The organism is Mesorhizobium sp. B3-1-8 (assembly GCF_006439495.1).
GTDB lineage: Bacteria > Pseudomonadota > Alphaproteobacteria > Rhizobiales > Rhizobiaceae > Mesorhizobium.
In genome coordinates this window covers 36,494-59,880 of record NZ_VFTK01000040.1, presented here as the reverse complement: position 1 = coordinate 59,880, position 23,387 = coordinate 36,494, and the positions used below count along the sequence as shown (strand labels likewise).

Below are 23,387 nucleotides of genomic sequence, written 5' to 3'. Positions count from 1 at the left end.
GAGATAGACGCCATGCATGAGGACGCCGGCCACCGTTGCGTGCAGCGCCTCTTCGCGCGTCGCCTTGCGCGAGCCGAGCAGCACGGCGAGGCCGGCAAACAGGATCGCCGCTATCACGAAGCGGATGGCAAGGAAGGTAAAGGGTTCCGCCCAGGGCATGGCATAGCGCGCGCCGATGAAGCCGGTCGCCCACAGAACGACGAAGGAGGCGGGGATGAACCGCTTGATGCTCTGCATGGAGGAGGCTGCCAGGATGAACGGTTGATGACGGCAATTGCTCTAAAGCCGTTCAATCCCGCAAGCAAAACGAAACGGTTGATCCATAAGCTAAGTCGAATTCAACAAACCGTGCCAAGAGGGGCATGGCGCGTGGTCGCGCCATGGTGAGGCATGTTTTTGCATCTCGACACGACCTGGCTTCTGTTCGCCTTCGCGATCATCGCCGGCTTCGGCTTCTTCTTCGGCACGGCGCTCGACGCGATCATGAAGGAGAGCGGCTTCGGCCCGACCGGCAATACGCTGCTGTTCATCTTCGGCTTTTTCGTCGCCGTGGCGGTCGCCAACAAGCATGGCATCAGCCTGAGCGATCTCAAGCTGGCGGTTGCCTGCGGGCTGGGCGGCGCCTTTGTCTTCATCAGCGTGCTGGCGCTCATCAAGGCTGGGATGGCCCGACTTTAATCAAGTCCGATAAGACGCCTGACGTCCCGTACCGGCACGCCCGCGTCTCGAAGCGCGGCAAGACCGGTGTCCTTGAAGCTCTTGGACAGTTTACGGCCGTCCGGGCCAAGGATCAGGCGGTGGTGGAAATAGCGTGGCTGGGGCAGGCCGAGCAGTTCTTGCAGCAGGCGCTGCACCCCGGTCGCCGAATAAAGGTCCTGGCCGCGCACGACGTGGCTGACATCCTGCAGCGCGTCGTCGACGGCGACGGCGAGATGGTAGCTGGTCGGGATGTCGCGGCGGGCGACGATGATGTCGCCCCAATCCTGTGGTCGTGCTGCGACGGTTCGCGTCGCCGACATCGTCTCATCGGTGAACTCCGCCCATGACAGGCCGGCAGCGAAGCACGCCATCGCCGCTTCGACGTCGAGCCGCCAGGCAAAACGCATGTTCTCGCCAATCCGCCGCTTGCGCTCCCTGGCCGGCAAGGCCTTGTCGAGCGGCGGGTAGAGCGGCACGCCATCGGGATCGCGCGGCCAGTCGCGGCCGCCGGTCTCGGCGATGAAGGCGCGGATCTCGCCGCGGCTCATGAAAGCGGGATAGACGAGTTCCTCGGCGATCAGCCGGTCGAGCACCGCCCGGTATTCGGCGAAATGCTCGGACTGGCGGCGCACCGGCCGCTCCCAGTTCAATCCCAGCCATTCGAGGTCGCGGAAAATGCCGGTCTCGAATTGCGGCGTGCAGCGGGCGACGTCGATATCCTCGATGCGCAGCAGCAGGCGTCCGCCCGCTTGCGCCGCCATCCGCTGGTTGAGCAGAGCCGAGTAGGCGTGGCCGAGATGCAGTTCGCCATTGGGGCTCGGCGCGAAGCGGAATGTCAGGAGCGTCATCTTTCAGGCGGCATTCGGGTTGAAAGGCGCGTTTGCTAATTGGTATTTAGCCCTCCATTGCCACTTCGCGGGCGCCCTGGGAACCAGCAACGTGCAACGCATCGCCTCGCTCGACGACATTGCGACAGGGCTCGACGCGCTCTGCCGGATCGATCCGCGGCTGGAGACCATACGCGGCAAAGCGGGCGAAGTGCCGCTTCGGCTGTCGGAGCCAGGGTTCAGGAGCCTCGCTTCCATTATCATTTCACAGCAAGTTTCCCGCGCGAGCGCCGACGCCATCTTCGGGCGGCTGGGGAAGCTGGTCGATCCGCTGACGCCGCAGGGGATCCTTGCCGCCGGTGAAGGGATTTTTCGCGAGGCCGGGCTGTCGCGGCCGAAGCAGCGCGGGCTGCTCGCCGTTGCGCAAGCCGTGGCCGGCGGGCTCGATCTCGATCACCTGTGCACGCTGGACGCCGGCGAGGCGATCGCGGCGATGACGGCCGTGCCCGGCATCGGCCCATGGACGGCCGAATGCTACCTGCTGTTTGCAGCCGGCCATCCCGACGTGTTCCCCGCGCGCGACGTCGCTTTGCAGACGGCGGTTGGCCATGCGCTCGGCATCGACCCGCGTCCGCCGGAGAAGATGCTTATCCGGCTGGCCGAATCATGGAGCCCGTGGCGGGGTGTCGCGTCGCGGCTTTTTTGGGCCTATTACCGGGAATTGAAGGGCAGGGATGCGGCGCCGCCTGTCGAAATGGCCAAAAAAGCATGAAAATCATGCGTTTTTGGCGGCTTCGGCGAGAGACAATCCGCTTCACATCCCTGTCATGTCGGGCTTACAGTATCCGCGCCGTTCGGTTCTAGAAGCAAGGAGGCGAAGGACGTGACGGTTGCCGTATCTCCGGATGGGCTTCCCGCGCTGGTGCTGAATGCGGACTACCGTCCGCTCAGCTATTACCCCCTGTCGCTCTGGTCGTGGCAGGACGCGATCAAGGCCGTCTTCCTCGACCGGGTCAACATCGTCGCCGAATACGAGCACGCCGTCTCCTCGCCGACCTTCTCAATGAAGCTGCCGAGCGTGGTGAGCCTGAAAGCCTATGTGAAGCCGTCGCGGCATCCGGCCTTCACCCGCTTCAACGTCTTCCTGCGCGACCGCTTCCAGTGCCAATATTGCGGCACGCCGGAGGATTTGACGTTCGACCATGTCATCCCGCGCCATCGCGGCGGGGCGACGACCTGGGAGAATGTCGTCGCCGCCTGCTCGCCTTGCAATCTTCGCAAAGGCGGCATGATGCCGGCCCAGGCCAAGATGTGGCCGCTGCAAAAACCCTATCAGCCGACGGTGCACGACCTGCACAACAACGGCCGCCTGTTCCCGCCCAACCATCTGCATGAAAGCTGGATGGATTATCTCTACTGGGATGTCGAACTCGAACCTTGAGATCGTTCGAGAATTCGGGAGGCTGGCCGCCTGAAGCAAGTGTCTCCGCTTCCGGCCTTCGCCGCCGAAGCCCTCATAAGTGTCTCCGCTCTATGAGGGCTACAGCCGGTGTAGGCCGGTTCTCGAAGCCGCGCCATTCGACTCAGCCTGCCGAATTTTTGCTCGAACCCTGCGCCGCTGAATCCAATCAATCTCGCTCAATCCCGCGCGAGCGCGCTGCGGAAGGCGACGGCGGCGAGAATGAGGCTGGCGATGGCGTTCCAGCCGGCGAGCGACAGGCCGAGGATGCGCAGCGCCGCCTTGTCGCAGGAGGGCGGCACGAATTTGTCGAGCGCGTCGAGCACGCCCTTGCCGCCGGTGTCGACCGGGCCGGCGCCGGCGGTGCAGTCGGCCGGACCTTGCCACCAGGCCCATTCGACACCCGAATGGTAGACGCCGAGATAAAGGCCGTGGAGCATCAAAAGGCCGCCGATCGCGAGCAGGCCGCGCGTCACCCAGGCCGGCGCGCGCAGCATCGAGGCGATCACCGCCAGCACCATCAGCGGCACGCCGATATAGTAGGGGGTGCGCTGCTCGAGGCAGAGGTGGCAGGGGATGTAGCCGCCGATATATTGGAAGGCCAGCGCCGAGCCGACGGTCGCCGCCATGGCGACGGCAAGAAAGAGCGCCGCGCGCGTGCGCTGGCGTCCGGTGTCGGCAATCATGGTCGCTGTCATCGATGGAGATCCGTTGTTGCGTCGCTATCCGTGGGCGTATCTGACGAGGATATAGAGCAAAATCAGGGCAGCGGCGCCGGCGCCGACAATCAATCCCAAACGCTTTTCGATGAACTCCCTGATCTCTTCGCCATAGCGGCGCAGCAGCCAGGCAAGCAGCAGGAAACGGGCGCCGCGCGCCACGATCGCCGAGACGATGAAGACCAAAAGATTGACGTGAAGCGCCCCGGCCAGAATGGTGACCACCTTGATCGGCGGCAGGTGCGCGGCGCCGGATGTGACGAGCAGCACCAGCATCAGCCCGGCGCCGGACGACTGCCATTTCTCGAACGTGGATAGGCCGCCGAAATGCTCCAGGATCGGGCGTGCTATCGTGTCGTAGGCATAGTAGCCGATCAGCCAGCCGGCTATGCCGCCCAGCACGGACGCAACAGTAGCCGTCAACGCGTAGCGATAGGCGCGTTTGGGCGCCGCCAACGCCATGGGCAGGAACAGCACGTCGGCCGGTATGAAGAACACGGAGCTTTCGACGAAGGCGATGAAGGCCAGCCACCATTCGGCGGATTTGCGCGCCGCCAGCGACAGGGTCCAGTCGTAAAGTCCGCGAAGCATCGGCTCTCCTGATTTGGTTCCGAACGGCGGAGTGGTTTTCGGGCACCGGCATGCACGAAACAAGGACCCAAAGCGCCGCAGCCGGCGTTTCCAGCCAGACGCGATAAGTTTCGTTTCTCTAGAAAGATTTTACGCGCCGCACAATGGCGGCGCCCTTACGGAACCGTAAGGCGCGGTCCGGGCGCGGCTACCACTGGTAAATCGGCAACAGGCCAGTTGACGAACACCCATCCGCCCGTATAGTCCGCGCCCATCCAGGCCGCCCGGCCTGAGCCCCTATGGCGGAATTGGTAGACGCGCTCGACTCAAAATCGAGTTCCGCAAGGAGTGCTGGTTCGATCCCGGCTAGGGGCACCATCCTTCGCTCTGCGAGCTTCGGATGGCAGGCCATCTTCGCTCTGCGAGTTGGCAGGCCATCCTTCTCCAATCTTTTCGGGTTTTGACGACTGTGGCGCAGCCGACGACGGCCAGCCTGCGCTTGGCGGTCAGAGCGAGTGCTTGTAGCCGATCGCGATGTTGAGCTTGTCGCCGGCGAGATCGTCGTTCGCGTCGGCGTCCTTGACGATGCCGGTGTCATGCCAAGTGTAGCCGAGCGCAACGCTGGGAGTGACAACCCGGCCGGTCGCTATGCATTACTGCATCTGAACCTGCAGTGTTCGACGACGGAAGATCAGCCAGCCCAAGCTGCAGGCGAGCCCGACGTTCAGCAACGCCAAAGTGGCGAGAGCTGCAAGGGTGCCATGAGGGCCGACTTGCTCCAACAACAACGCTCCCACGGACGGCGCTGCTGCCTGAGCGATCAAGCTGGGCATAGCGAGACGTCCCATGAGCCTCGCGTATCCCGCAGGGCCAAACAGAGCCAGCGGCAGCGTGCCCCGCGCTATCGTTTCGAGGCCGATACCAGCCCCGTAGAAGGCAAGCGCCACAGCCACAACCGGAACCCCGACCCAGAGCGCACCAATGCCGATGGCGACGAATGTCACGGACGCGAACTTGGTCCAGATGGGATGATGGTAGCGGGCGATAAACATCTCGACAGCACGCGCCGACACTTGAGCGGGGCCGACGAGTGCCCCGAGCCCAACGGCGGCGGCGAGCGCCATGCCGCCGGCCTGCAAGATGGTGAGCAGATGAACTGACACCGTCGACGAAATGACCGCCGCCAACGTCAGCGTGGCAGCCAGGAGGACCATGATCGGAACTGAGGTCGCCGCAGAAGGGACCGCACCCTGTGTCTTTCCCGGCCGGTCCGGGACGCTCGGCGGAGACACCCCACGCGGCAGCATTGCGAGATAGAGGGGGAGGGCGAACAACAACTGCGCCGAGGCATAGACGAGGCAGGTGCCGCGCCAGCCCGTCTCGCCAATCAGCAAGGCCGAGATCGGCCAACAGATGGTGCTGGCGAACCCGCCGAACAACGAGAGGGTTGTGATAGCGGAGCGCGCGCCGTGCCCATAGAGCCGCCCGAGGGTGCCGAAGGCGGCGTCGTACAAGCCTGCCCCCATGCCAAGTCCCACAACGACCCATGCCGCGATGTAGGCGACGAGGTTTGGGGCGGCCGCAAGCCCGATCTGGCCGACGCCGATCGAGCACGCGCTGAACGCAAGCACGTTTCGGCCGCCGTGCCGTTCAATGGATGAGCCGACATGAGGCGAGATCAAGCCGGCGACGAGCAAGCCGAGCGACAATCCGCCAACGACCCAAGTCAACGGCCAGCCAGTGTCGGCGGCTACCTTCGGTGCGATGACCGCCGGCAAGTAGTAGGTGGACCCCCAAGCCATGATCTGGGTCAGTCCAAGGACGGTTATGATCGTTCGCCGACTGCGCTCCATCGCGGTTTGTTTCGTTCATGCTGCTGCGTTGCAACCGCAGCCGCTCTTGCCAGCGGCTTTCGCTTCAGCGTCGGCGACACAACAGGCGTCAGCCTCGGAAGGAGCTGGGCCACCACAACACCCGCCACCCGTCGCGCGTATGGTTGAGGGAGGGACGGTGCAGACGCCTGTTTCGGGTAGCACCAGTTGCACGGCATCCGCAGCCGCCATCTCGCCAGCGAGGGCTGCCGCGACCGACCGTACCTGTTCATACCCGGTCAGCAGCAAGAAGGTCGGAGCGCGGCCATAGCTCTTGACGCCGACGGTGTAGAAGTCGGGCTCGGGATGGCTCAGTTCGCGATGGCCGTGCGGGGGAACGTCGCCGCAGGAGTGCTCGTTGGGGTCGATCAGAGGCCCCAGCGCCTTGACGCTCTCAAGCCACGGGTCAAGGTCCAGCCTAAGTTCGCGCGTGAGGGAGAGATCGGGCCGCTGGCCGGTCGCGGCGATGATACGGTCAACAGGCCCCAGCACTTGTAAGCCGTCCCGCGTTTGACCTTCGACGGTCAGGCGGCCGTTTGAGCCGCGGATGGCCAGCGTTGCGAAGCCGGTGACCATCGTTGTGCCGCCACTTTCCACCAGCTCGCGAGCATCGGCACCCAGTTCGCCACGAGCGGGAAGCTGGTCGGCGTCTCCACCGCCGTAGATGCGAACAAGATCGGTACTGCGTGTCACCCAGAGAGAAGCGGTGCCCGGCTCGTCAGCAGCCAGTCTATCGAGTTCCAGCAGAGCGTTGGCGGCCGAAAGGCCGGAGCCAGCAACCAGCGTCGTGCGACCGGCATAGAGGTTGCGGTCGCGGCCGAGAATGTCGGGGATGCCGTAAGCGATCTTGTCAGCGAACTCCGCTTCACCCTCCGCCGTGATACCACCGCCCCCAAGTGGGTTTGGCGTCTGCCATGTCCCGGACGCATCAACGACGGCGCGCGCGCGGTCGCGCCTGATCCCGTCGGCGGTCTTCACGACCAACATGAAGGGCCTTGCCTGTCGATCCTTGCTCAATACCTTGTCCGCACCCCAGCGGGAGATGCCGACCACGTTGGCGTTGGTCTCGATAGACGTTGAGAGTTCAGGCAGCCTTGCGAGCGGTTCAAGGTAGTGCGCAATCAGCTCGTCAGCGGTTGGGAACGCCTCAGGATCGGGCATCGTCCAGCCATAGCGCTCAAGAAGCCTTACCGCCGTCCGATCCACACAGTAGCGCCAAGGCGTGAACACCCGAACATGACCCCAGTCGCGGAGATTGGTGGCGACTTCCGCGCCGGCCTCGTAGACCTTCACGGGGAGCCCACGCTGAACGAGCTGAACTGCAGCCGCCAAGCCGACCGGGCCGGCTCCGATGACGGCAACAGGGAGATCGTCATGGTCATTCATCGGCATTGTTTCCATCCTTCCGGGATCATCGAAATATGAAACAAAAAAATATGCGCTATGCCGCTGCTTCGCCATCGACGGCACCGCAAGCGGCGTCAGCGCAGCACTCGTCAGCCAGGAAGCCGATCAGCTCCCTCATGATAGGGTAGTTGGCCCGACAGATCAGGGTCGTTGCCTGCCGCTCCTGCGTCACGAGGCCGGTCAGAATGAGGCGATGCAGATGGTGGGACAGCGTCGAAGCCGCGATGCCAAGGCTGTCCTGCAAGTACCCCACGGGCCGGCCTGCTTCGCCGGCTCTGACCAGTGTGCGATAGAGCTTGAGCCGTGTCGGGTTGCCGATGGCTTCGAGCTGTTTTGCTGCTTGTTCGAGTTTCATGGAAATAACACTGCACCCGCCGCCGGCACAGGTCAATACCTATTTCGACAAAGATCGAAATATGATCAAACGACCCGTTTACCGGTCGCGTCGAGAACGACCTCGCCGTCTTCCTTGGTGAAGGGGCCGATGTCGGGATTGGGCAAAATCGGGAGGACCGCCTCAGAAGGTCGCGCAAGGACCGCGCCCAGCGGGGTCACCACGATTGGGCGGTTGATCAGGATCGGATGGTTGAGCATGGCGTCGATCAGATCGTCGTCTGACCACTTCGGGTCCGCGAGCCCAAGCTCCTCATAGGGCGTTCCCTTCTCCCGAAGCAGCGCACGGGTAGTGATCCCCATGGCTGCGATCAGCTCAACCAGCTTTGCACGTGAGGGAGGCGTCTTGAGGTATTCGATGATCTCGGGCTCTTCGCCGCTCTGCCTGATCATGGCCAGCGTGTTTCGCGAGGTGCCGCACTGGGGGTTGTGATAGATCGTGATGGTCATTCGGCGGGTTCCTCATTGGTGATGGCTTGGGGTTCCGCAAGCAGCCAGCCGGCAAGCGCCATTGCCACCAGAGCCCCGGCAAGCTGGGCGGCGATGAAGGCCGGGACATCGAGCGGCCGGATGCCCGCGAAGGTATTGGAGAGGGCGCGGGCCACGGCCACGGCCGGGTTTGCGAACGATGTCGAGGCAGTGAACCAGTAGGCGGCCACGATGTAGAGGCCAACCAGCCACGGGATGGCATCAGAGCGAAAGCGGAGACCGGCAAGGATGGTGAAGACGAGGCCGAAGGTCGCAACCGCCTCAGCGATCCACAGACCAGACCCCGAGCGCACCGTGGTCGAGAGACTGAAGAGCGGCATGTCAAACATGGCATGAGCCGTCAGTGTGCCGAGTATGCCTCCCGCGAGCTGGGCTGCCACGTAGGTCAGGGCCACATCGCGGGCCATTTGGTGCCTCAGGCTGAACACGAGTGTGACCGCTGGGTTGAAATGCGCACCGGAAATCGGACCGAGGATGGTGATCAACACGATCAGTATCGCGCCGGTCGGCAAGGTGTTGCAGAGCAAGGCGAGCGCCACATCATGGGTCAGCCGGTCGGCCATGATCCCGGAACCGACCACGGTGGCGACCAGCATCGCAGTTCCAAGTCCTTCGGCAGCGAGCCGTCGCGGCAGGTCAGCTGACACGGTGCCGAGCCTCCATTGAGATCGTTAGCACTTACAGGTCACCGCCTGGATGACCGGCCGGCAAAGCTCCGGGGCGCCCCTGCAGCAGTCTTCCATCAGGTAGGCCAGCAGATCGCGAAAGGCGTTCATGTCGACGACATACCGGATGATCCGCCCCTCCCGTTCGGCGCGAACAAGCCCGGCGCGGTCGAGGACCTTCAGATGCGCAGACATGGTGTTCTGCACCGTTCCAAGCTGCGATGCGATCTCGCCGGCTGGAACGCCTTCGGCACCCGCTTGCACGAGCAGCCGGAAAGTCTCTAACCTTGTGTCCTGACCAAGCGCGGCCAGCGCCAGCAGAGCAGTAGTCTTGTCCATACATCCATCCATCCGGATTTGTGGATGTGTAGGTGGGCAGCATGACGGTTGGATGACAGGCTGATGGGGGTCGGAATATTTTGGCAAGATTTGCGCGCCCAATCCGATTATCAGCACGCGCCACGTTTCCCCTGCCGGGTCTCCGGCCTATTGGGAGCGCATCGCGGTCCTGGGACTTTCTAGAGGTGGCCTCAGAGCCGCAAGAGCTGCATTGCGGGCGTGGGGCGCAGGCCGACGACGGCCAGCCTGCGCCTTTGTTGTTTTCACGCAATTCCGGACGAAAAACCGCTACACACTTTTCCTGGAATTGCTCTAGCGATCAGAGCGAGTGCTTGTAGCCGATCGCGATGTTGAGCTTGTCGCCGGCGAGATCGTCGTAAGGCGCCGACGTCGTATCGGCCTTTTTCCACGAATAGCCGAGGTTGGCATAGACCGCATTGGTGGAGTCGATGTTGTAGGTCACGCCTGTGGCCAGCTTCGGCGTTTCCCAGGTGGTGTTGAAGGCGTTGCGGTAGCGGAAGTTGAAGACATTCCACGTCCATTGCTTGGACAGTTTCCAATCTCCGGCGAGATACAAGGCGTAGTAGGGGATCTGCGCATTTGCGTCGGCGTCCTTGACGATGCCGGTGTCATGCCAAGTGTAGCCGAGGGCAACGCTGGGAGTGAGGGTGAAGGCGTCCGTCAGCTTGATCTTGTAGCCGAGACTCGCCTCGCCGTAATATTGTGTCTTTCCACCGGTCTTGAAGGTCGGCTGGATGAATATCCCGCCGACGAAATTGTCGGCGAAATTGTGCGAGACGCTGAACTTGAAGTAGGTGTCGGCGAGCGATCGCGCTTTGTTGCTGCCATTGTCGATGGCGTAGAACTCGGGACTTCCCTCAATCCCCAGAGTCCAGGTCGGTGCTGCCGGCGGGGGTGCTTCGACAAGGTCGGCGGCGAAGCTGGATGATGTCATGGACAGTGAGATGCCCAGTGGCGCGATAATGGCACGAAAAAGCATGGTCTTTCCTCGATGTAGGAAGTGGCGGGAGATGTGCCGGCGATGCGGCGAGGAACCCGCTAGGCGCGCCGGATTTCAGTTGTATGACGATGTGCCATTTGTGCAGACACAAGGACATCACGAAGTTGGGATCGCCGGATTGCCAGCCTTGGTCAGTTCGATGGGCACCCTGATCGGTCGGACGCAACAGTCGCCATTTCGACGCCATGTCGGCGGCATCCCTGGCTGGGCATCCCGCAGGAGCTCGTCCGGCCCGGTGGGCTCACCAGCAATCTCATGCCGATCGGGCATCGGCGCAGCCCGGCCTGAACTGCCGTGTTGGAGCTGGCTGCTACCGCATATTCCCCGTGTGTCCCTGCGAGTAGCGCCCCGGCTGTGGCCACACCGTCAGCCCATGCGGCTCGACGCCGACGCGTATTTTCGTCACGCCGCCGCTGGTGGTGTCGATCATATAGACGTTGCTGTCGAAGCGGCCGGAGAGCCATAATTGCTTGCCGTCGGCGCTGACATTGCCCATGTCGGGGCTGCCGCCACCCGGGATCGGCCATTGCGCGACCACGGCGCGGGTGGCGAAGTCGATCACCGTCACGCTGCCCGGGCCGTTGGCCTTGCCCTGTTCCATCTTGTGCGAGCCGCGGTTCGAGACATAAAGGCGCTTGCCGTCGCGGCTGACGACGAAGCCATGCGTGCCGATGCCGGTGGGGATGAAGCCGATTTCGCGAAAACTGTCGCCGTCGATCAGGAACACGCCATCATTCATCATGTCGGCGACGTAGAAAACCTTGCCGTCGGGCGAGAGGCGGATGTCCTGCGGCATGCCCATCTTGGAGAGGTCGAGGTGGCCGAGCACCTTCTGGTTCTTCAGGTCGATCTTGGCCAGGCCGCCATCGCCATATTCGCAAGTGAAGATCGCGTAGGAGCTGTCGACCGAGAAATCGGCATGGTTGATGCCGGGGCAGGTCGGCGTCGGCAGGCTCGATTTCAGCGCCATGGTGTGCGGGTCGCGGAAATCGAGCCGCTTCATCGCCTCGTCGACGACGATTGCCGCGCTGCCGTCCGGCATGAAGTAGAGATTATAGGGGTCGTCGACCGGGATCTGCTGGCCGGGCTTGGCCGTCATCGGGTCGATCGGCGTCAGGCTGCCGTTCCTGCCGGTGCCGTTGTTGGCGACCCACAGCGTCTTGAGATCCCAGGACGGCACGACGTGCTGCGGCTTGCTGCCGACCGGGAACCGGCCGACCTCCTTCAAGGTGACGGTGTCGATCACCGAGACGCTGTTGGAGGAGCGGTTCGGCACATAGACGCGCGGCAGTGCGCCGGCCGTAGCGGGGCTCAGATAGCCGCCCGTGGTCTGGCTGTAGATGCTGACCGGGGGAGGCAGCGGATCGGAGCAATCCTCCGGGCAGGTATCGGCCCAGGCCCGGGCAGGCATGAGCGCAATCAGCAGCACGGCCGCACGGAAACTGGTGTGACGCAAACGACTTCTGATCATCTGGATGGTTTCGTGTAGGCCGGCCCGAGTTCGCCGCGCGGACCCATAGCTTGTGTCCCGCCGTTGATCTAGCGCCTTTTCAAAAGGCTCCGCATGCGGTTGCGCAGGATGCGCGCCATGTTGCGGGTCTCACGGTAGAGATGCAGTTGCGAGGCCGCTTGACGGGCCAGCCGGTCGGCATCCGGCGTCAGCCCGACCACCAGCGTGCCCATCGGCTTGCGCTCGCTCCACAGGCGGCTCATCACCGGGTGGTCCGGAACCGCGCAGGAATCGGTCATGACGATGTTGGGATCGTCGAGATGCTGCTTGGTCACCTCGATCATCAGCAGCGTGCCCGGCGAATAGGCGGAAAGCGCCTCGTCATAGGCCGTCTTCCAGGTGTAGGCGACGCCGGCCTCGACGAAGACGACCAGGCAGGCGACGGTGCGGCCGTCGAGCGTCAGCAGATGGATGCGGCACATGTCCTGCTCGGCCAGCCTGTGCACGGCTTCGCGGGCGAAGGCGGCGCGGTAACGGTCGATCGCCATCGCGGTGCGCTCGCGGCCTTTCCAGCCGGCCGCTTCAAGCGTCAGGAAGCTTTCGATGGCGTGGCGTATCTCGTCCTGCCCGCGTGCCACGATGTGCTCGAGCTTGCCTTGATCGGCGAGGCGCCGCCTCAGCCGGCGGAATTCGCGATAATGGTGCGCGCGCAGCGAGGCCTTGAGGTAGTCCTCGCCGTCGGCATCGCTTTCAAGCACCGGGCGCTCGACCTTGCCGGTGGTCACCAGGGTCAGGCCGCGGCTGTCGGCAAAGGAGGTCATGAGGCTCGCCACCGGGCCGTCGAGCCTCATGTCTGGCAGCACGAAGACCTTGGGCAGCTTGAGATGCGGCCTCGACAGCATCGAGAAGAAATCCTCGATGACGCCGACCGGATCGTCGCGGTCGACCAGCGGCGTGCCGAGCGGGCCGAACGGGCTCGACCATGTGCGCATCACCGGGACGCCGAGCGGGATCGCCGGCCGCTCGACCGAGAACGGCACCAGAAGCCGCAGCCGGTTGCGGTATTCGTCGCCGTCTCGGATGACGGCAAGCCGCACCTCGCGGTCTTCCAGCCGGGGCATCGCCGGCGCCAGGAAGCGCGGGTTGAAGAAGACGTTCGGCTCGATCGTGCGGGCGCTGAGATAGTCGAGTTCCTCGACAAGGTCGAAGCCGGCCGAGGCCGGGTAGATGGCGAGCTTGCGCTCCGGCCGGTTGCTGGCGAAGAGCTCGATATGGGCGGGGTCGACCTCGCGCGCCAGGCCGGCAAGGTTGGAGACCATGGCGCCGGCGGTGCCGCCGCTGGTCTCTTCGAGCAACGGGACGGCGGCCATCAGGCGACTTCCTTGTTTGTTGGCACGAAGATCGCCATCACGATGCCGAGCTTGCGCCAGACGGTGAAGGACAGCGCACTGGCCTCGAAGACCATGGCGAGACTGGTGGCGATTGCCGCGCCCCAGAGGCCGAACAGCGGGATCAACAGCACGTTGAGGCCGATGTTCAGGGCAAGCGTCATGGCATAGACGGCGGCGCAGATGTTCTGGTTGCCGCTCATGGTGAGCAGGCTTTCGCAGGGGCCGACGGCGGCGCGCGCCACGACGCCCAGCACCAGCAGGAAGAGCAGCGGGTAGCCGGCAGTGAATTCGGGACCGAACAGCATCAGCATCGGCTCGCCCAGCGCCAGCACCATGAGCGCCATCAGCAACGAGGGCCAGAAGGTCCAGGACACGGTCTCGCGAGCGAAGGCGGCGAGCTTGTCCGGTTCGCCATGGGTGAACTGCGCGTAGCGCTGGGCAACGCCGGCCTTGACCGCGAAATAGACGAAATGCACCAGCGCCAGCGTCTTCACCGTGGCGAAATAGACGGCGACATCGTTGGGGTTCATATAGGCGCCGACCATCAGCACGTCGGCATTGGTGAGCAGGAAGAAGAAGCTCTCGACCAGGAAGATCGGCAGCGAAACGAGGATCCACTGGCCGAAATGCACCGCCATCGGCCCGGCCGGTATCTTTTTCTCCATGCGCGAGGTGACGGCCATCAGCTGGCCGAGCGTCGTGACATAGGTGGCGGCGATCGAGGCGAAGATCGCGGTCTTGGCGTCGGGCACGTAGTGCAGGCCAAGCATCAGCGCCATGAACGCCAGGATCAGCACCGGCCGCACCAGATAGGTGGGCGAGAGCGCCAGCAGCGCCCAGGAATTGGCGCGCGCCAGCCCCTGCAAGAGATCGCCGAGCGCGATCATCGGCAGGCAGATGACGCCGAGGATGAAGGGGATGACGTAATAGTTCTCGATCCAGTCCGAGGCGAGCCACACGCCAAGGGCGCCGAGGCCCGCGATCAGCGTCGAGGCGACGAGCACGAACAGGCGGCTGGCGAGCACGATGCCGCGCAGTTCGGCCAGCATGCCGCGCTCGCGATATTCGGGAATGAAACGAATGACCGAGGTGTGGAAGCCGAGGCAGGCGAGGTTGCCGACGATGACCATCGTCACCCAGACCAGCACCGAGATGCCGTATTCGAACGAGCCCATCCAGCGCGCCATCAGCACCTGGCTGACAAAGGCGATGAAGGCGCTGATGATACGGATCGAAAAGGCGATCAGCGACATGCGCCCGGCTTCGCCGCGTTCGTCGGCGGTGAACAGCACGGCGTCGATGCGGCCAAGCAACGGACGCATGCGCAGCGCCCAGCGCTGCGGCAGGAACCGCCCGGCAGTCGTCGCCGCGGAAAAGCGCACCCAGAACTCTCCGTTTTCCGCCTCTTTCCAGCGTTCCGATCTATCCGAAACACCTTAAGAAAGGGTGGGTGGGGTGCTTCCTTCTCCTCCCCGTTCACGAGGAGAAGGTGCCGGCAGGCGGATGAGGGCAGCGCGGGCTTTCGGAAATTTGCGCTGAAGTGCGCAAACCGTAGAAAGCTAAAAAGCTACGCGGGCATGACAGCAAATAAGCAGACATCTCTTACGGGATTCGCGCTGAATTTTCCCGTGGCGGGACAAGATTTTTGGGAATATCTGCGAGGTCATTCTCGAATTAAGGGTGACGGAATGACCTTTCTCCAGATTGCCTACGCCATGATTGCGGTCTCGTACTTTGTTGCCGTTTTGGCACTAATTTCAGGTCACTAGCTGCGAAATGCGGCCAATCGCAATCGCCGGCGCTGCCCTCATCCGGCCCTTCGGGCCGCCTTCTCCCCGTGAAACGGGGAGAAGGCAAGGGCGCTGCTTACATCCCCGTCATGGCGTCGCAGGACACATTCGGGTTCATGTCGGCGAAGGCGCCGGTCGGGTTCTGCTTCCAGGCCCAGACGTGCAACTCGTAGAACGGGCCGAGGCCGTAGCGGTTGGGGGCGCTGTTGAAGTTGAACAACTGGCCTTCGAGCGAGGCCGGACCCTTCGAAGTGATATATTCGACGGCGACCAGCTTCAGCGTGCCGTCGGCCATCGGCTCGTACATCACCGCCTCCGGCTTGGCGACGTCGACGGCGTCGTCCTTGAGGTAGGTCGCATTGACGTAGTGGATGCCCATGGCGCCGCCGGTGATGCCGCTGGCGCAAGGGATCGGCGCATAGCCTTCCGCGGTCGCCGCCGCGACGTTCTCGAAGCGGCTGTTGGCCGCGCGCACCTTTTCGGCAAGCGGATTGACTGTCTTGGCGTGGGCGGCGCTTGCCGCCATGACGGCCAGGACCGATGCGCCGATGAAATATCTGGTCAGGCTGGGGATGCTCATTGTTCTCTCTCCAATTCCGTTAAGCGCGCGCGCAACGGCAGGGCCGGTCTTTTTCAAGGCCGCGCCTGTGACGCTTGGCGCGCGTGTCATTCGAAGGGCGAGACCGCGAGGGTCCCGCCAGGGCCTGTGGAACATCAGTGATGCCACCAATATTCCCAGTATTCGCGCGGCAATTCCCGCTCACGGAGGCCGATGTCGCGCCTCAGATGGTGGTCCTGCGGGAGAGGCCGGCGGCGCCTGTTTCGCACAGGCGAAAACAGTGCCGATACGAGCCGCTGTATGAAGCCGCGCCGCGGTGCGAGAGTATCCGCCGCGGCGGATACTCTCTCGTTGTCCGGCATGACAACAGGTTCGCCATCGACAAGGACGATCGTCTCATCGTTTTGTCGTTCATCTGCCCGATCAGCGATAAAAGTAGGGGTCAAGGACCCGCACCTCCGTGATCTTGTCGACGGGAAGCGCATTCTTCTGGGCGGTGCTGCGGATCGCCTCCGGCGAGGGCGCGTCATAGATGCAGAAGCTCTTCGACTTGTCCGGCGAGACGAAGGATTGCACCCAGGTTACGCCTTTCTCGGCGTTGCGGGCGATGACGCCGCCCATCGCGGTCGCGCCGGCGTCGTTCATCGGCACGTGAAGCCCATCGGGGAAGGTACGTTCAATCAGGTAACGAGGCACGATAGGGTTCCTTTCATTGGTGAGTTGCGCTCGGTTCAAGCGCGACCCAGCAGAAATCACCTTCGCGGAAGGCGCGCATCGGCACCTTTCCCCATATTTGACGGGACGATTCCCTATCTTTGGAGCGTTCTATGTGGAAGCAGGCACTGGAATGTGTGGAAGGTCACATTTCCACACCTTCGTACCGACTATCCAGCGGCATCCGCCGCGCCAACAATCCCATTCGCGAGAGTGACGATGCTTCTGGAAAGACAGACGCAACTGAACCAACTGGAGGCCGTGCTGGCCGGCACCGTGCGAGGCCACGGCCGCGTCGTGGCGCTGTCCGGCGAAGCCGGCGCCGGCAAGACGACGCTGGTCGAGGCGTTCACGGAGCGGATGACGGCAGCCGTGAAGCTGTTGCGCGGTGCCTGCGAGGACCTCTCGATTCCCGACCCGCTCGGCGCGCTCTACGATCTTGCGCGCGAGGCGGGATGGGAGTTGCCGCAGGCGATCGATGCCCGTCAGGGGCAAAGGCTGCCGTTCTTTTCCGACGCGCTCGACGTTTTCGAGACGAAGGGTCCAAGCGTCCTGGTCATCGAGGATCTGCACTGGGCGGATGATGCGACGCTGGATTTCGTGCGCTTCCTGGGCCGGCGTATCGCGAGCACCCACATCCTGCTTCTGATCACGGCGCGCACCGACCGCAGCGAGGGGCAGATGCGGGTGCGCCGGGCGCTCGGCGAAATCCCGGCCGGCAACATCCATCGTATCGAGGTCCCCTTGCTCAGCGAGACGGCCGTCCTGTCGCTCGCCGAGGCCGCCGGCCGCGACGGCGGCGCCATCTACCGCGCCACGGCAGGCAATGCCTTCTTCGTGACGGAGTTGCTGGCCGGCGAGAAAGACGGCCTGCTGCCGGTCAGCGTGCGCGACGCGGTGCTCGCGCGCGCCGAGCGGCTCTCCTCCGGCGCCCGCTCGATGCTCGACGCGGTCTCGGTGTTCCCGCGCCGCGCCGACGCCTGGGCGCTGAGCGGCCTTTGCGGAATTGCAGCCGCCGGCCAGCTTGCCGAATGCGTCGCCAACGGTCTGCTCGAGGATTTCGGCGACGGCTATGCCTTCCGCCACGAGATCGCCCGCACGGCGATCGAGATGGCGCTGACGCCCAGCAAGAGGCGGGAGTACAACGAGCGCGCCCTGGCAGCGTTGCGGGAAAATCCGCAAGTCGCCACCGCAAGGCTGGTGCATCATGCCGTGGAGGCGCAAAGCCTGGACGTGGTGCGCGAGCTGACGCCGGTCGCCGCGCGCGAGGCTTCCCGCGTCGGCGCCCATCGCGATGCGGCGGGTTACTACGAGGTCGCCCTGCGCCACGCGGATATCCTGCCGATCGAGAAGCGGGCGGAGCTTTATGAAGGCCATGCCTTCGAGTGCCACCTGATCGGCCGCATCGACGCGGCGATGGAAGCGCAGGACCGGGCGCGCCAGCTGCGCCAGGCGCTGGGCGATCGGCTCAAGGAAGGCGACAGCCTCAGGTGCCTGTCGCGCTTTGCCTATCTGCTCGGCGATCGCGAGGCAGCGGACCGTTTCGGCGAGCAGGCCGTGGAGCTTCTGGAGACCGCGCCCGACAGCGCCGAACTGGCGATGGCCTACTCGAACCTCTCGCAACTGGCGATGCTGGCCGAGCGGCTCGAGGACACGCTTTCGCTCGGCGGCAAGGCGGCCGAACTGGCGGAGCGGCTCAACCGGGCGGACATTGTCTGTCATGCGCTGAACAATGTCGGCGCCGCCGGACAATGGCTGGATTTTGCCAAAGGGCGGCGCGATCTCGCTCGCAGCCTTGGGATTGCACTGTCGGGCAACTTCCAGGAGCATGCGGCGCGCGCCTTCACGAACTGCGCCTGCGTCGAGATGAATAGCCTCAACTTCAAAGAGGCGGCGTCGTTCCTGGATCGCGGCATTGGCTATTGTGTCGAGAACGATCTCGCGACATGGCGCGATTACATGCGCGGCGTGCAGGCGCAGCTTTTGCTTCGGCGCGGCTTTTGGGACGACGCCGCGACAATGGCGCATGAGGTTGTCGACGACGACGCAACGACGCCGCTGGTGCGCTATCCGTCGCTGGTGGCGCTGGCGAGGCTGCGCATCCGCCGCGGCGACCCGTCGGCCGAGCCGATCGTCGAAGAGATGAGGCGGTTCCTGGACAAGGGCATGGAGCTGCAGCGCCTTGTGGCGTTTGCCGAGGTGCTGGCTGAGTTGGCCTGGCTTGGACAAGCCGACAGGCAGGAAGCCTTGCGCCTGATCGCGGTTGCCGAAAGCCTCGCGCCGAAGCTGGCCGTGTTCGGCGAACTTGCCACCTGGCGGCAGCTGTTGTCGCCCGGATCCGATCCCGGCGACACGGACGGCATGGCGGAGCCGCACCGCCTGCAACTGACCGGCGACTGGCGCGCCGCCGCAGCGCTATGGGCCGAAATGGGGGCGCCTTTCGAACAGGCAATGGCCTTGCTGCTCGGCGACGAAGCGGCGCAGCGCGAAGCACTTGCCATTTTTGAGGACCTTGGCGCGAGGGCGGTCGCGCAGCACGTCCGCGGCCTTATGCGGGAAAGCGGCGTCAGCCACATCGCGAGAGGACCGCGACAGGCGACGCGCGCCAACCATGCCGGTCTCACGCAGCGCCAGATGGAGGTGCTGCAGCTGATCGAACGCGGCTTTTCCAACAAGAAGATCGCCGCGCATCTGACCATCTCGCCAAAGACGGTCGATCATCACGTGTCGGCGGTGCTGGACAAGCTGGAGGCCGTCTCGCGCGGCGAGGCGACGGCGGCCGCGCGCGATTCGGGATTGATCTAAACTTGATTGTACCGCACAAACCAATGGTGATGGAGGAGCCGACTTACGTCATTCCTGCCGCGCGGCTGAAAGAGTTCGTCGCGACTATTTTCGCGACCGCCGGCTGCGCGCGGGACGAAGCGGATCGGATCGGACACTACCTTCTGTCGGCCAATCTAGCGGGCCATGACAGCCACGGCGTGATACGCACTCCGCGTTATCTCTATTGGCTGCGGCAGGGTTATGTCCGACCGGGGCAGACGCTGACGGTGGTCTCGGAGGGACCCTCCTTCGCCACAGTGGACGGCAATTGGGGCTTCGGCCAGACAATCGGTCCGTTGGCCGTCGACACAGGCGTGGAGAAAGCCAGGGCCGCGGGCGTTTCGATGATCGGCCTGCGAAACTCCAGCCATCTCGGCCGGATCGGCGACTGGGCAGAACGGGCCGCCGATGCCGGTCTGGTTTCGTTGCATTTCGTCAATGTGGGCGGCGGTGAGCTGGTTGCGCCGTTCGGTGGGATCGATCGACGGTTTTCCACGAATCCCATCTGCATAGGCGTTCCGTCGGACGGCAAGGAACCTATGTTCCTGCTTGATTTCGCGACGTCGCTTGTTGCCGAAGGCAAGGTACTGGTCGCATCGAACGGCGGCAAGCCAGTGCCGGAGGGAGCGCTGGTCGGGCTCGACGGAAAGTTCACCTCGGACCCGTCGGCACTTTACGGACCGATCGTGCCGGGCGGCGTTCGGGACTTAGCGCATGGCGAGGGCGCTCTCGTCGCTTTCGGTCTGCACAAGGGCTCCGGCCTTGCCTTCATGTGCGAAATCCTGGCGGGCGTCCTGGCTGGAGGCGCGACGTCCGGTCCTATCCCTGGCGGCAAGCGCGGCCGCATAAGCAACGGCATGCTGTCGATCTACCTCGACCCGGCCCGCTTTGGAGAGCCGGATTTCCTGCAGAGAGCGCGCGCTTACGCCAACTATGTGAAGGCCTCGCGACCGACCACGCCCGGTACTCCGGTCCTGGTTCCAGGCGAGCCGGAAGCCCGGTCCCGCGAGGAGCGCCTGCGCTCCGGCGTTCCGCTGCAGAAGCAGACATGGGATGCGATCTGTGCAGCCGCGTTGTCGCTCGGGGTCCAGCCTCCGACGTTGTAGGACGCGATCTTCGATAGAATTGTTTGCCGCGTCGTGTCGATATCCGACACCATGACTGCAGGCTTTATGGATGAATTGAAGTTAAGGTCGTGCAGTTGGAAGTAGTCAGGCACGCCGGACACGGCTTTGAACCTGTTCAGCCCCTTGCGAAAGTTATCTGGGGCTGGGATCATATCCGTTGAAAAGTCCCGGCGAAAGCCGGGACTGAAGACCTGCTCAGGCGAACGTACCGTGGCAGTGCTTGTACTTCTTGCCGGAGCCGCAGGGGCAGAGCTCGTTGCGGCCGACCTTGCCCCAGCTTGCGGGGTTCTTCGGGTCGCGGTTTTCCGGCGCGACGACGGCGTTGGTGTCCTGACGCATCAGAAGCGCGGTCTCGCCGCCCTGAAAATCATCCTCGCCGGTGGAGCCGTCGATATGGCTGCCGAACATCTCGGGGGCTTCGGGCGGCGGCGCGTCCGCCGCCTGGCGCACCAGCTCGACGCGCATCAGCTGCGCGGTGACGGCCTGGCGCAGGTTGCCGAGCATGCCCTGGAACAGCTCGAAGGCCTCGCCCTTATATTCCTGCAGCGGGTCACGCTGGGCGTAACCGCGGAAGCCGACGACCGAACGCAGGTGGTCGAGATTGACGATGTGCTCGCGCCACAGATGGTCGAGCGTCTGCAGCACCACCGAACGTTCGACATAGTTCATCACGTCGGGGCCAAAGCGATCGGCGCGTTCCTTGGCGGCGGCGTCGGCCGCGGCCGCGATGCGCTCGCGGATGTCGTCCTCGGCGATGCCCTCTTCCTTGACCCATTCCTCGATCGGCAGGTCGAGGTTGAGGTACTGCGCCGCTTCCTCCTTGAGGCCGGCGACGTTCCACTGCTCGGCATAGGCGTTTTCGGGGATGTTCTTGGCGACGATCTCCTCGATGACGCCTTCGCGCATCTCGGCGATCGTCTCCGACAGGCCTTCGCCGTCCATCAGTTCGATACGCTGCTCGAACACCACCTTGCGCTGGTCGTTCGAGACGTCGTCATATTTCAACAGGTTCTTGCGGATGTCGAAGTTGCGCGCCTCGACCTTCTTCTGCGCCTTCTCCAGCGCCTTGTTGATCCAGGGATGGATGATCGCCTCGTCTTCCTTGAGGCCGAGCTTCTGCAGCATGCCATCCATGCGCTCGGAGCCGAAGATGCGCATCAGGTCGTCCTGCAGCGACAGGAAGAATTTTGACCGGCCGGGATCGCCCTGTCTTCCTGAACGACCTCTAAGCTGGTTGTCGATGCGGCGCGATTCGTGGCGTTCGGTGGCCAGAACGTAAAGGCCGCCGGCGGCCAGCGCCTTTTCCTTCAGGCGCTCGACGTCGTCGTTAATCTCTTTTTCCCGAGCCTCGCGCTCGGGTCCGGGCGGCATGTCGCCAAGCTCTTCGGCGATGCGCATCTCGGCGTTGCCGCCGAGCTTGATGTCGGTGCCGCGGCCGGCCATGTTGGTGGCGATGGTGATGGCGCCGGGCTTGCCGGCCTGGGCGACGATAGCCGCCTCGCGCTCGTGGTGGCGCGCGTTCAGGACTTCGAAGTCCTTGAAGCCATCCTTGCGCAGGCGTTCGGCCAACTGCTCGGATTTTTCGATCGAGGTGGTGCCGACCAGCGTCGGCTGGCCTTTGGCGCTGGCCTCGCGGATTTCCTTGACGATCGCCTTGTACTTCTCTTCGACCGTACGGTAGACCTCGTCGTCCTCATCCTTGCGGATGACCGGCAGGTTGGTCGGGATCTCGGTGACCTCGAGGCCGTAGATGTTGCCGAATTCCTCGGCCTCGGTCAGCGCCGTGCCGGTCATGCCGGAAAGCTTCTTGTAGAGGCGGAAATAGTTCTGGAAGGTGACGGAGGCCAGCGTCTGGTTCTCCGGCTGGATCTGCACATGCTCCTTGGCCTCGAGCGCCTGGTGCAGGCCTTCGGAGTAGCGGCGGCCCGGCATCATGCGGCCGGTGAACTCGTCGATGATGACGATCTCGCCGTTGCGCACGATGTAGTCGCGGTCCTTCTGGAACAGAAGATGCGCCTTCAGCGCGTTGTTGACGTGATGGACGATGGCGACGTTCTCGACGTCGTAGAGCGACTCGCCTTTCAACAGGCCGGCGTCGCGCAGCATGTTTTCCAGCTTCTCGGTGCCGTCCTCGGTGAAGATCGTCGTCTTCTGCTTCTCGTCGACCTCGTAGTCGGCCGGGCCGAGCTTCAGCATGAAGGCGTCGATGGTGTTGTACATTTCCGAGCGGTCCTCGAGCGGACCGGAAATGATCAGCGGCGTGCGCGCTTCGTCGACCAGGATGGAATCGACCTCGTCGACGATGGCGTAGGCATGCCCGCGCTGCACCATCTGCGAGCGCTCATACTTCATGTTGTCGCGCAGATAGTCGAAACCGAGCTCGTTGTTGGTGGCATAGGTGACGTCGGAGGCGTAAGCCTCGCGGCGCTCGTCGTCGGAAAGGCCGTGGACGATGATGCCGACGGTCAGGCCGAGGAATTTATAGACGCGGCCCATCCATTCGGCGTCGCGGGTGGCGAGATAGTCGTTGACGGTGACGACATGGACGCCCTGGCCGGCAAGCGCATTGAGATAGACCGGCAAAGTGGCGACCAGCGTCTTGCCCTCGCCGGTGCGCATCTCGGCGATGCCGCCATTGTGAAGCACCATGCCGCCGATCAATTGTACGTCAAAGGGACGCATGCCAAGCACGCGGCGGGCCGCCTCGCGCACCGTGGCGAAGGCTGGAACCAGCAGGTCGTCGAGCGCGGCGCCGTTGGCGAGATCCTGGCGGAATTTTTCAGTGCGGCCCGAGAGCTCGGCGTCGGAAAGCGCCCGCATCTCGTTTTCCATGGCGTTGATGGCTTCGACCCTGGGCCGGGTCGACTTGACACGGCGGTCGTTGGAAGAACCGAAAACCTTACGGGCGAGACCGCCGAGACTGACCATCCAATGGTCCTTTCGATAGCAATTTAGCCGTTTGCGACAGGCGCCTGGCGGGCCCATCAAATCCGCGTGAATGCGGACAAACGCAAAAAGCGCCCGGAAAACGGTTCTGGACGCCAAGTCGATGGACAGATAAGAGGGGGCTC

General features: G+C 63.8%; 22 protein-coding genes and 1 tRNA gene. 6 read left to right on the top strand and 17 right to left on the bottom strand.

Annotation, left to right across the window (positions count from 1 at the left end):
- Window positions 1–237: EamA family transporter (locus FJ424_RS28350; protein ID WP_140786388.1), on the bottom strand; the 237-nt coding region annotated here is incomplete at its 3' end.
- A 153-nt stretch (window positions 238–390) separates the two neighbouring features.
- On the opposite strand from FJ424_RS28350, the gene FJ424_RS28345 reads away from it, so the two are divergent.
- Window positions 391–678, top strand: a complete 288-nt coding sequence (locus tag FJ424_RS28345) for a hypothetical protein (protein WP_140658855.1) — start codon at window positions 391–393, stop codon at window positions 676–678.
- Here the strand turns inward: FJ424_RS28345 and gluQRS are convergent.
- Complete coding sequence (gene gluQRS / locus FJ424_RS28340) at window positions 675–1,547, bottom strand: tRNA glutamyl-Q(34) synthetase GluQRS (RefSeq protein ID WP_140658856.1); 873 nt, start codon at window positions 1,545–1,547, stop codon at window positions 675–677. The two genes, FJ424_RS28345 and gluQRS, sit on opposite strands and share 4 nt — an antisense overlap.
- A 91-nt stretch (window positions 1,548–1,638) precedes the next feature.
- Here gluQRS and FJ424_RS28335 point away from each other — a divergent pair, with 91 nt between their 5' ends.
- Window positions 1,639–2,298, top strand: coding sequence for a DNA-3-methyladenine glycosylase (locus FJ424_RS28335; protein ID WP_140658899.1), 660 nt, complete (start codon window positions 1,639–1,641; stop codon window positions 2,296–2,298).
- Window positions 2,299–2,409: 111 nt separating this feature from the next.
- A complete protein-coding gene (locus FJ424_RS28330) occupies window positions 2,410–2,967 on the top strand; it encodes an HNH endonuclease (RefSeq protein WP_027167440.1) in 558 nt (185 codons plus the stop codon).
- 197 nt (window positions 2,968–3,164) lie between these two features.
- Here the strand turns inward: FJ424_RS28330 and FJ424_RS28325 are convergent, their stop codons facing one another.
- Window positions 3,165–3,683, bottom strand: a complete 519-nt coding sequence (locus FJ424_RS28325; protein ID WP_140658857.1) for a disulfide bond formation protein B — start codon at window positions 3,681–3,683, stop codon at window positions 3,165–3,167.
- A 24-nt stretch (window positions 3,684–3,707) separates the two neighbouring features.
- The gene (locus FJ424_RS28320) at window positions 3,708–4,295 is read right to left on the bottom strand and encodes a YqaA family protein (RefSeq protein WP_140658858.1); all 588 of its coding nucleotides are present in this window, start codon (window positions 4,293–4,295) and stop codon (window positions 3,708–3,710) included.
- 272 nt (window positions 4,296–4,567) lie between these two features.
- Here FJ424_RS28320 and FJ424_RS28315 point away from each other — a divergent pair.
- Window positions 4,568–4,652: transfer RNA gene (locus FJ424_RS28315), tRNA-Leu, on the top strand.
- A 275-nt stretch (window positions 4,653–4,927) separates the two neighbouring features.
- Here FJ424_RS28315 and FJ424_RS28310 read toward each other — a convergent pair.
- From FJ424_RS28310 to FJ424_RS28255, 12 genes are all read right to left on the bottom strand, one after another.
- Window positions 4,928–6,127 carry an MFS transporter gene (locus FJ424_RS28310; protein WP_140658859.1) on the bottom strand — a complete coding sequence of 400 codons (1,200 nt, stop codon included), beginning with the start codon at window positions 6,125–6,127 and terminating at the stop codon, window positions 4,928–4,930.
- A 15-nt stretch (window positions 6,128–6,142) separates the two neighbouring features.
- On the bottom strand, window positions 6,143–7,531 hold the full coding sequence (locus FJ424_RS28305) for an NAD(P)-binding protein (protein ID WP_140658900.1): 1,389 nt from the start codon (window positions 7,529–7,531) through the stop codon (window positions 6,143–6,145).
- A gap of 55 nt (window positions 7,532–7,586) precedes the next feature.
- The gene (locus tag FJ424_RS28300; protein WP_140658860.1) at window positions 7,587–7,907 is read right to left on the bottom strand and encodes a metalloregulator ArsR/SmtB family transcription factor; all 321 of its coding nucleotides are present in this window, start codon (window positions 7,905–7,907) and stop codon (window positions 7,587–7,589) included.
- Window positions 7,908–7,972: 65 nt separating this feature from the next.
- Window positions 7,973–8,395: an arsenate reductase (glutaredoxin) gene (gene arsC / locus FJ424_RS28295; protein ID WP_140658861.1), complete on the bottom strand. Its 423-nt coding sequence runs from the start codon at window positions 8,393–8,395 to the stop codon at window positions 7,973–7,975.
- Window positions 8,392–9,081 (bottom strand): MIP/aquaporin family protein, encoded by a 690-nt coding sequence (locus FJ424_RS28290; protein ID WP_140658862.1) that lies wholly within the window; start codon window positions 9,079–9,081, stop codon window positions 8,392–8,394. The genes arsC and FJ424_RS28290 overlap by 4 nt, the downstream gene beginning before the upstream one ends.
- A gap of 24 nt (window positions 9,082–9,105) precedes the next feature.
- A complete protein-coding gene (locus FJ424_RS28285) occupies window positions 9,106–9,438 on the bottom strand; it encodes a helix-turn-helix transcriptional regulator (protein WP_140645227.1) in 333 nt (110 codons plus the stop codon).
- Window positions 9,439–9,757: 319 nt separating this feature from the next.
- The gene (locus FJ424_RS28280; protein WP_140658863.1) at window positions 9,758–10,438 is read right to left on the bottom strand and encodes a hypothetical protein; all 681 of its coding nucleotides are present in this window, start codon (window positions 10,436–10,438) and stop codon (window positions 9,758–9,760) included.
- 331 nt (window positions 10,439–10,769) lie between these two features.
- On the bottom strand, window positions 10,770–11,930 hold the full coding sequence (locus FJ424_RS28275; protein ID WP_140658864.1) for a YncE family protein: 1,161 nt from the start codon (window positions 11,928–11,930) through the stop codon (window positions 10,770–10,772).
- A gap of 68 nt (window positions 11,931–11,998) precedes the next feature.
- Window positions 11,999–13,279, bottom strand: a complete 1,281-nt coding sequence (locus FJ424_RS28270) for a GNAT family N-acetyltransferase (RefSeq protein WP_140658865.1) — start codon at window positions 13,277–13,279, stop codon at window positions 11,999–12,001.
- Window positions 13,279–14,682 carry a lipopolysaccharide biosynthesis protein gene (locus tag FJ424_RS28265; RefSeq protein WP_140658866.1) on the bottom strand — a complete coding sequence of 468 codons (1,404 nt, stop codon included), beginning with the start codon at window positions 14,680–14,682 and terminating at the stop codon, window positions 13,279–13,281. Before FJ424_RS28265 ends, FJ424_RS28270 begins: the two co-directional genes overlap by 1 nt.
- Before the next feature lie 484 nt (window positions 14,683–15,166).
- A complete protein-coding gene (locus FJ424_RS28260; RefSeq protein ID WP_140658867.1) occupies window positions 15,167–15,670 on the bottom strand; it encodes a hypothetical protein in 504 nt (167 codons plus the stop codon).
- 402 nt (window positions 15,671–16,072) lie between these two features.
- Window positions 16,073–16,345: a DUF4242 domain-containing protein gene (locus tag FJ424_RS28255; protein WP_140658868.1), complete on the bottom strand. Its 273-nt coding sequence runs from the start codon at window positions 16,343–16,345 to the stop codon at window positions 16,073–16,075.
- Between the two features lie 237 nt (window positions 16,346–16,582).
- Here FJ424_RS28255 and FJ424_RS28250 point away from each other — a divergent pair, with 237 nt between their 5' ends.
- Both FJ424_RS28250 and FJ424_RS28245 read left to right on the top strand, forming a co-directional pair.
- Window positions 16,583–19,168 carry an AAA family ATPase gene (locus FJ424_RS28250; RefSeq protein WP_140658869.1) on the top strand — a complete coding sequence of 862 codons (2,586 nt, stop codon included), beginning with the start codon at window positions 16,583–16,585 and terminating at the stop codon, window positions 19,166–19,168.
- A 23-nt stretch (window positions 19,169–19,191) separates the two neighbouring features.
- A complete protein-coding gene (locus FJ424_RS28245) occupies window positions 19,192–20,295 on the top strand; it encodes a malate/lactate/ureidoglycolate dehydrogenase (RefSeq protein ID WP_246677366.1) in 1,104 nt (367 codons plus the stop codon).
- Window positions 20,296–20,511: 216 nt separating this feature from the next.
- Here the strand turns inward: FJ424_RS28245 and secA are convergent, their stop codons facing one another.
- Window positions 20,512–23,244, bottom strand: a complete 2,733-nt coding sequence (gene secA, locus FJ424_RS28240) for a preprotein translocase subunit SecA (RefSeq protein WP_140658870.1) — start codon at window positions 23,242–23,244, stop codon at window positions 20,512–20,514.
- Window positions 23,245–23,387 lie beyond the last annotated feature (143 nt).

Bases quoted from the DNA above. Each gene is read 5' to 3' on its own strand.
- FJ424_RS28345 (WP_140658855.1), top strand. From the start codon at position 391: ATGTTTTTGCATCTCGACACGACCTGGCTTCTGTTCGCCTTCGCGATC.
- gluQRS (WP_140658856.1), bottom strand. From the start codon at position 1,547: ATGACGCTCCTGACATTCCGCTTCGCGCCGAGCCCCAATGGCGAACTG.
- FJ424_RS28325 (WP_140658857.1), bottom strand. From the start codon at position 3,683: ATGACAGCGACCATGATTGCCGACACCGGACGCCAGCGCACGCGCGCG.
- FJ424_RS28320 (WP_140658858.1), bottom strand. From the start codon at position 4,295: ATGCTTCGCGGACTTTACGACTGGACCCTGTCGCTGGCGGCGCGCAAA.
- FJ424_RS28310 (WP_140658859.1), bottom strand. From the start codon at position 6,127: ATGGAGCGCAGTCGGCGAACGATCATAACCGTCCTTGGACTGACCCAG.
- FJ424_RS28305 (WP_140658900.1), bottom strand. From the start codon at position 7,531: ATGAATGACCATGACGATCTCCCTGTTGCCGTCATCGGAGCCGGCCCG.
- FJ424_RS28300 (WP_140658860.1), bottom strand. From the start codon at position 7,907: ATGAAACTCGAACAAGCAGCAAAACAGCTCGAAGCCATCGGCAACCCG.
- arsC (WP_140658861.1), bottom strand. From the start codon at position 8,395: ATGACCATCACGATCTATCACAACCCCCAGTGCGGCACCTCGCGAAAC.
- FJ424_RS28285 (WP_140645227.1), bottom strand. From the start codon at position 9,438: ATGGACAAGACTACTGCTCTGCTGGCGCTGGCCGCGCTTGGTCAGGAC.
- FJ424_RS28280 (WP_140658863.1), bottom strand. From the start codon at position 10,438: ATGCTTTTTCGTGCCATTATCGCGCCACTGGGCATCTCACTGTCCATG.
- FJ424_RS28275 (WP_140658864.1), bottom strand. From the start codon at position 11,930: ATGATCAGAAGTCGTTTGCGTCACACCAGTTTCCGTGCGGCCGTGCTG.
- FJ424_RS28270 (WP_140658865.1), bottom strand. From the start codon at position 13,279: ATGGCCGCCGTCCCGTTGCTCGAAGAGACCAGCGGCGGCACCGCCGGC.
- FJ424_RS28260 (WP_140658867.1), bottom strand. From the start codon at position 15,670: ATGAGCATCCCCAGCCTGACCAGATATTTCATCGGCGCATCGGTCCTG.
- FJ424_RS28250 (WP_140658869.1), top strand. From the start codon at position 16,583: ATGCTTCTGGAAAGACAGACGCAACTGAACCAACTGGAGGCCGTGCTG.
- FJ424_RS28245 (WP_246677366.1), top strand. From the start codon at position 19,192: ATGGTGATGGAGGAGCCGACTTACGTCATTCCTGCCGCGCGGCTGAAA.
- secA (WP_140658870.1), bottom strand. From the start codon at position 23,244: ATGGTCAGTCTCGGCGGTCTCGCCCGTAAGGTTTTCGGTTCTTCCAAC.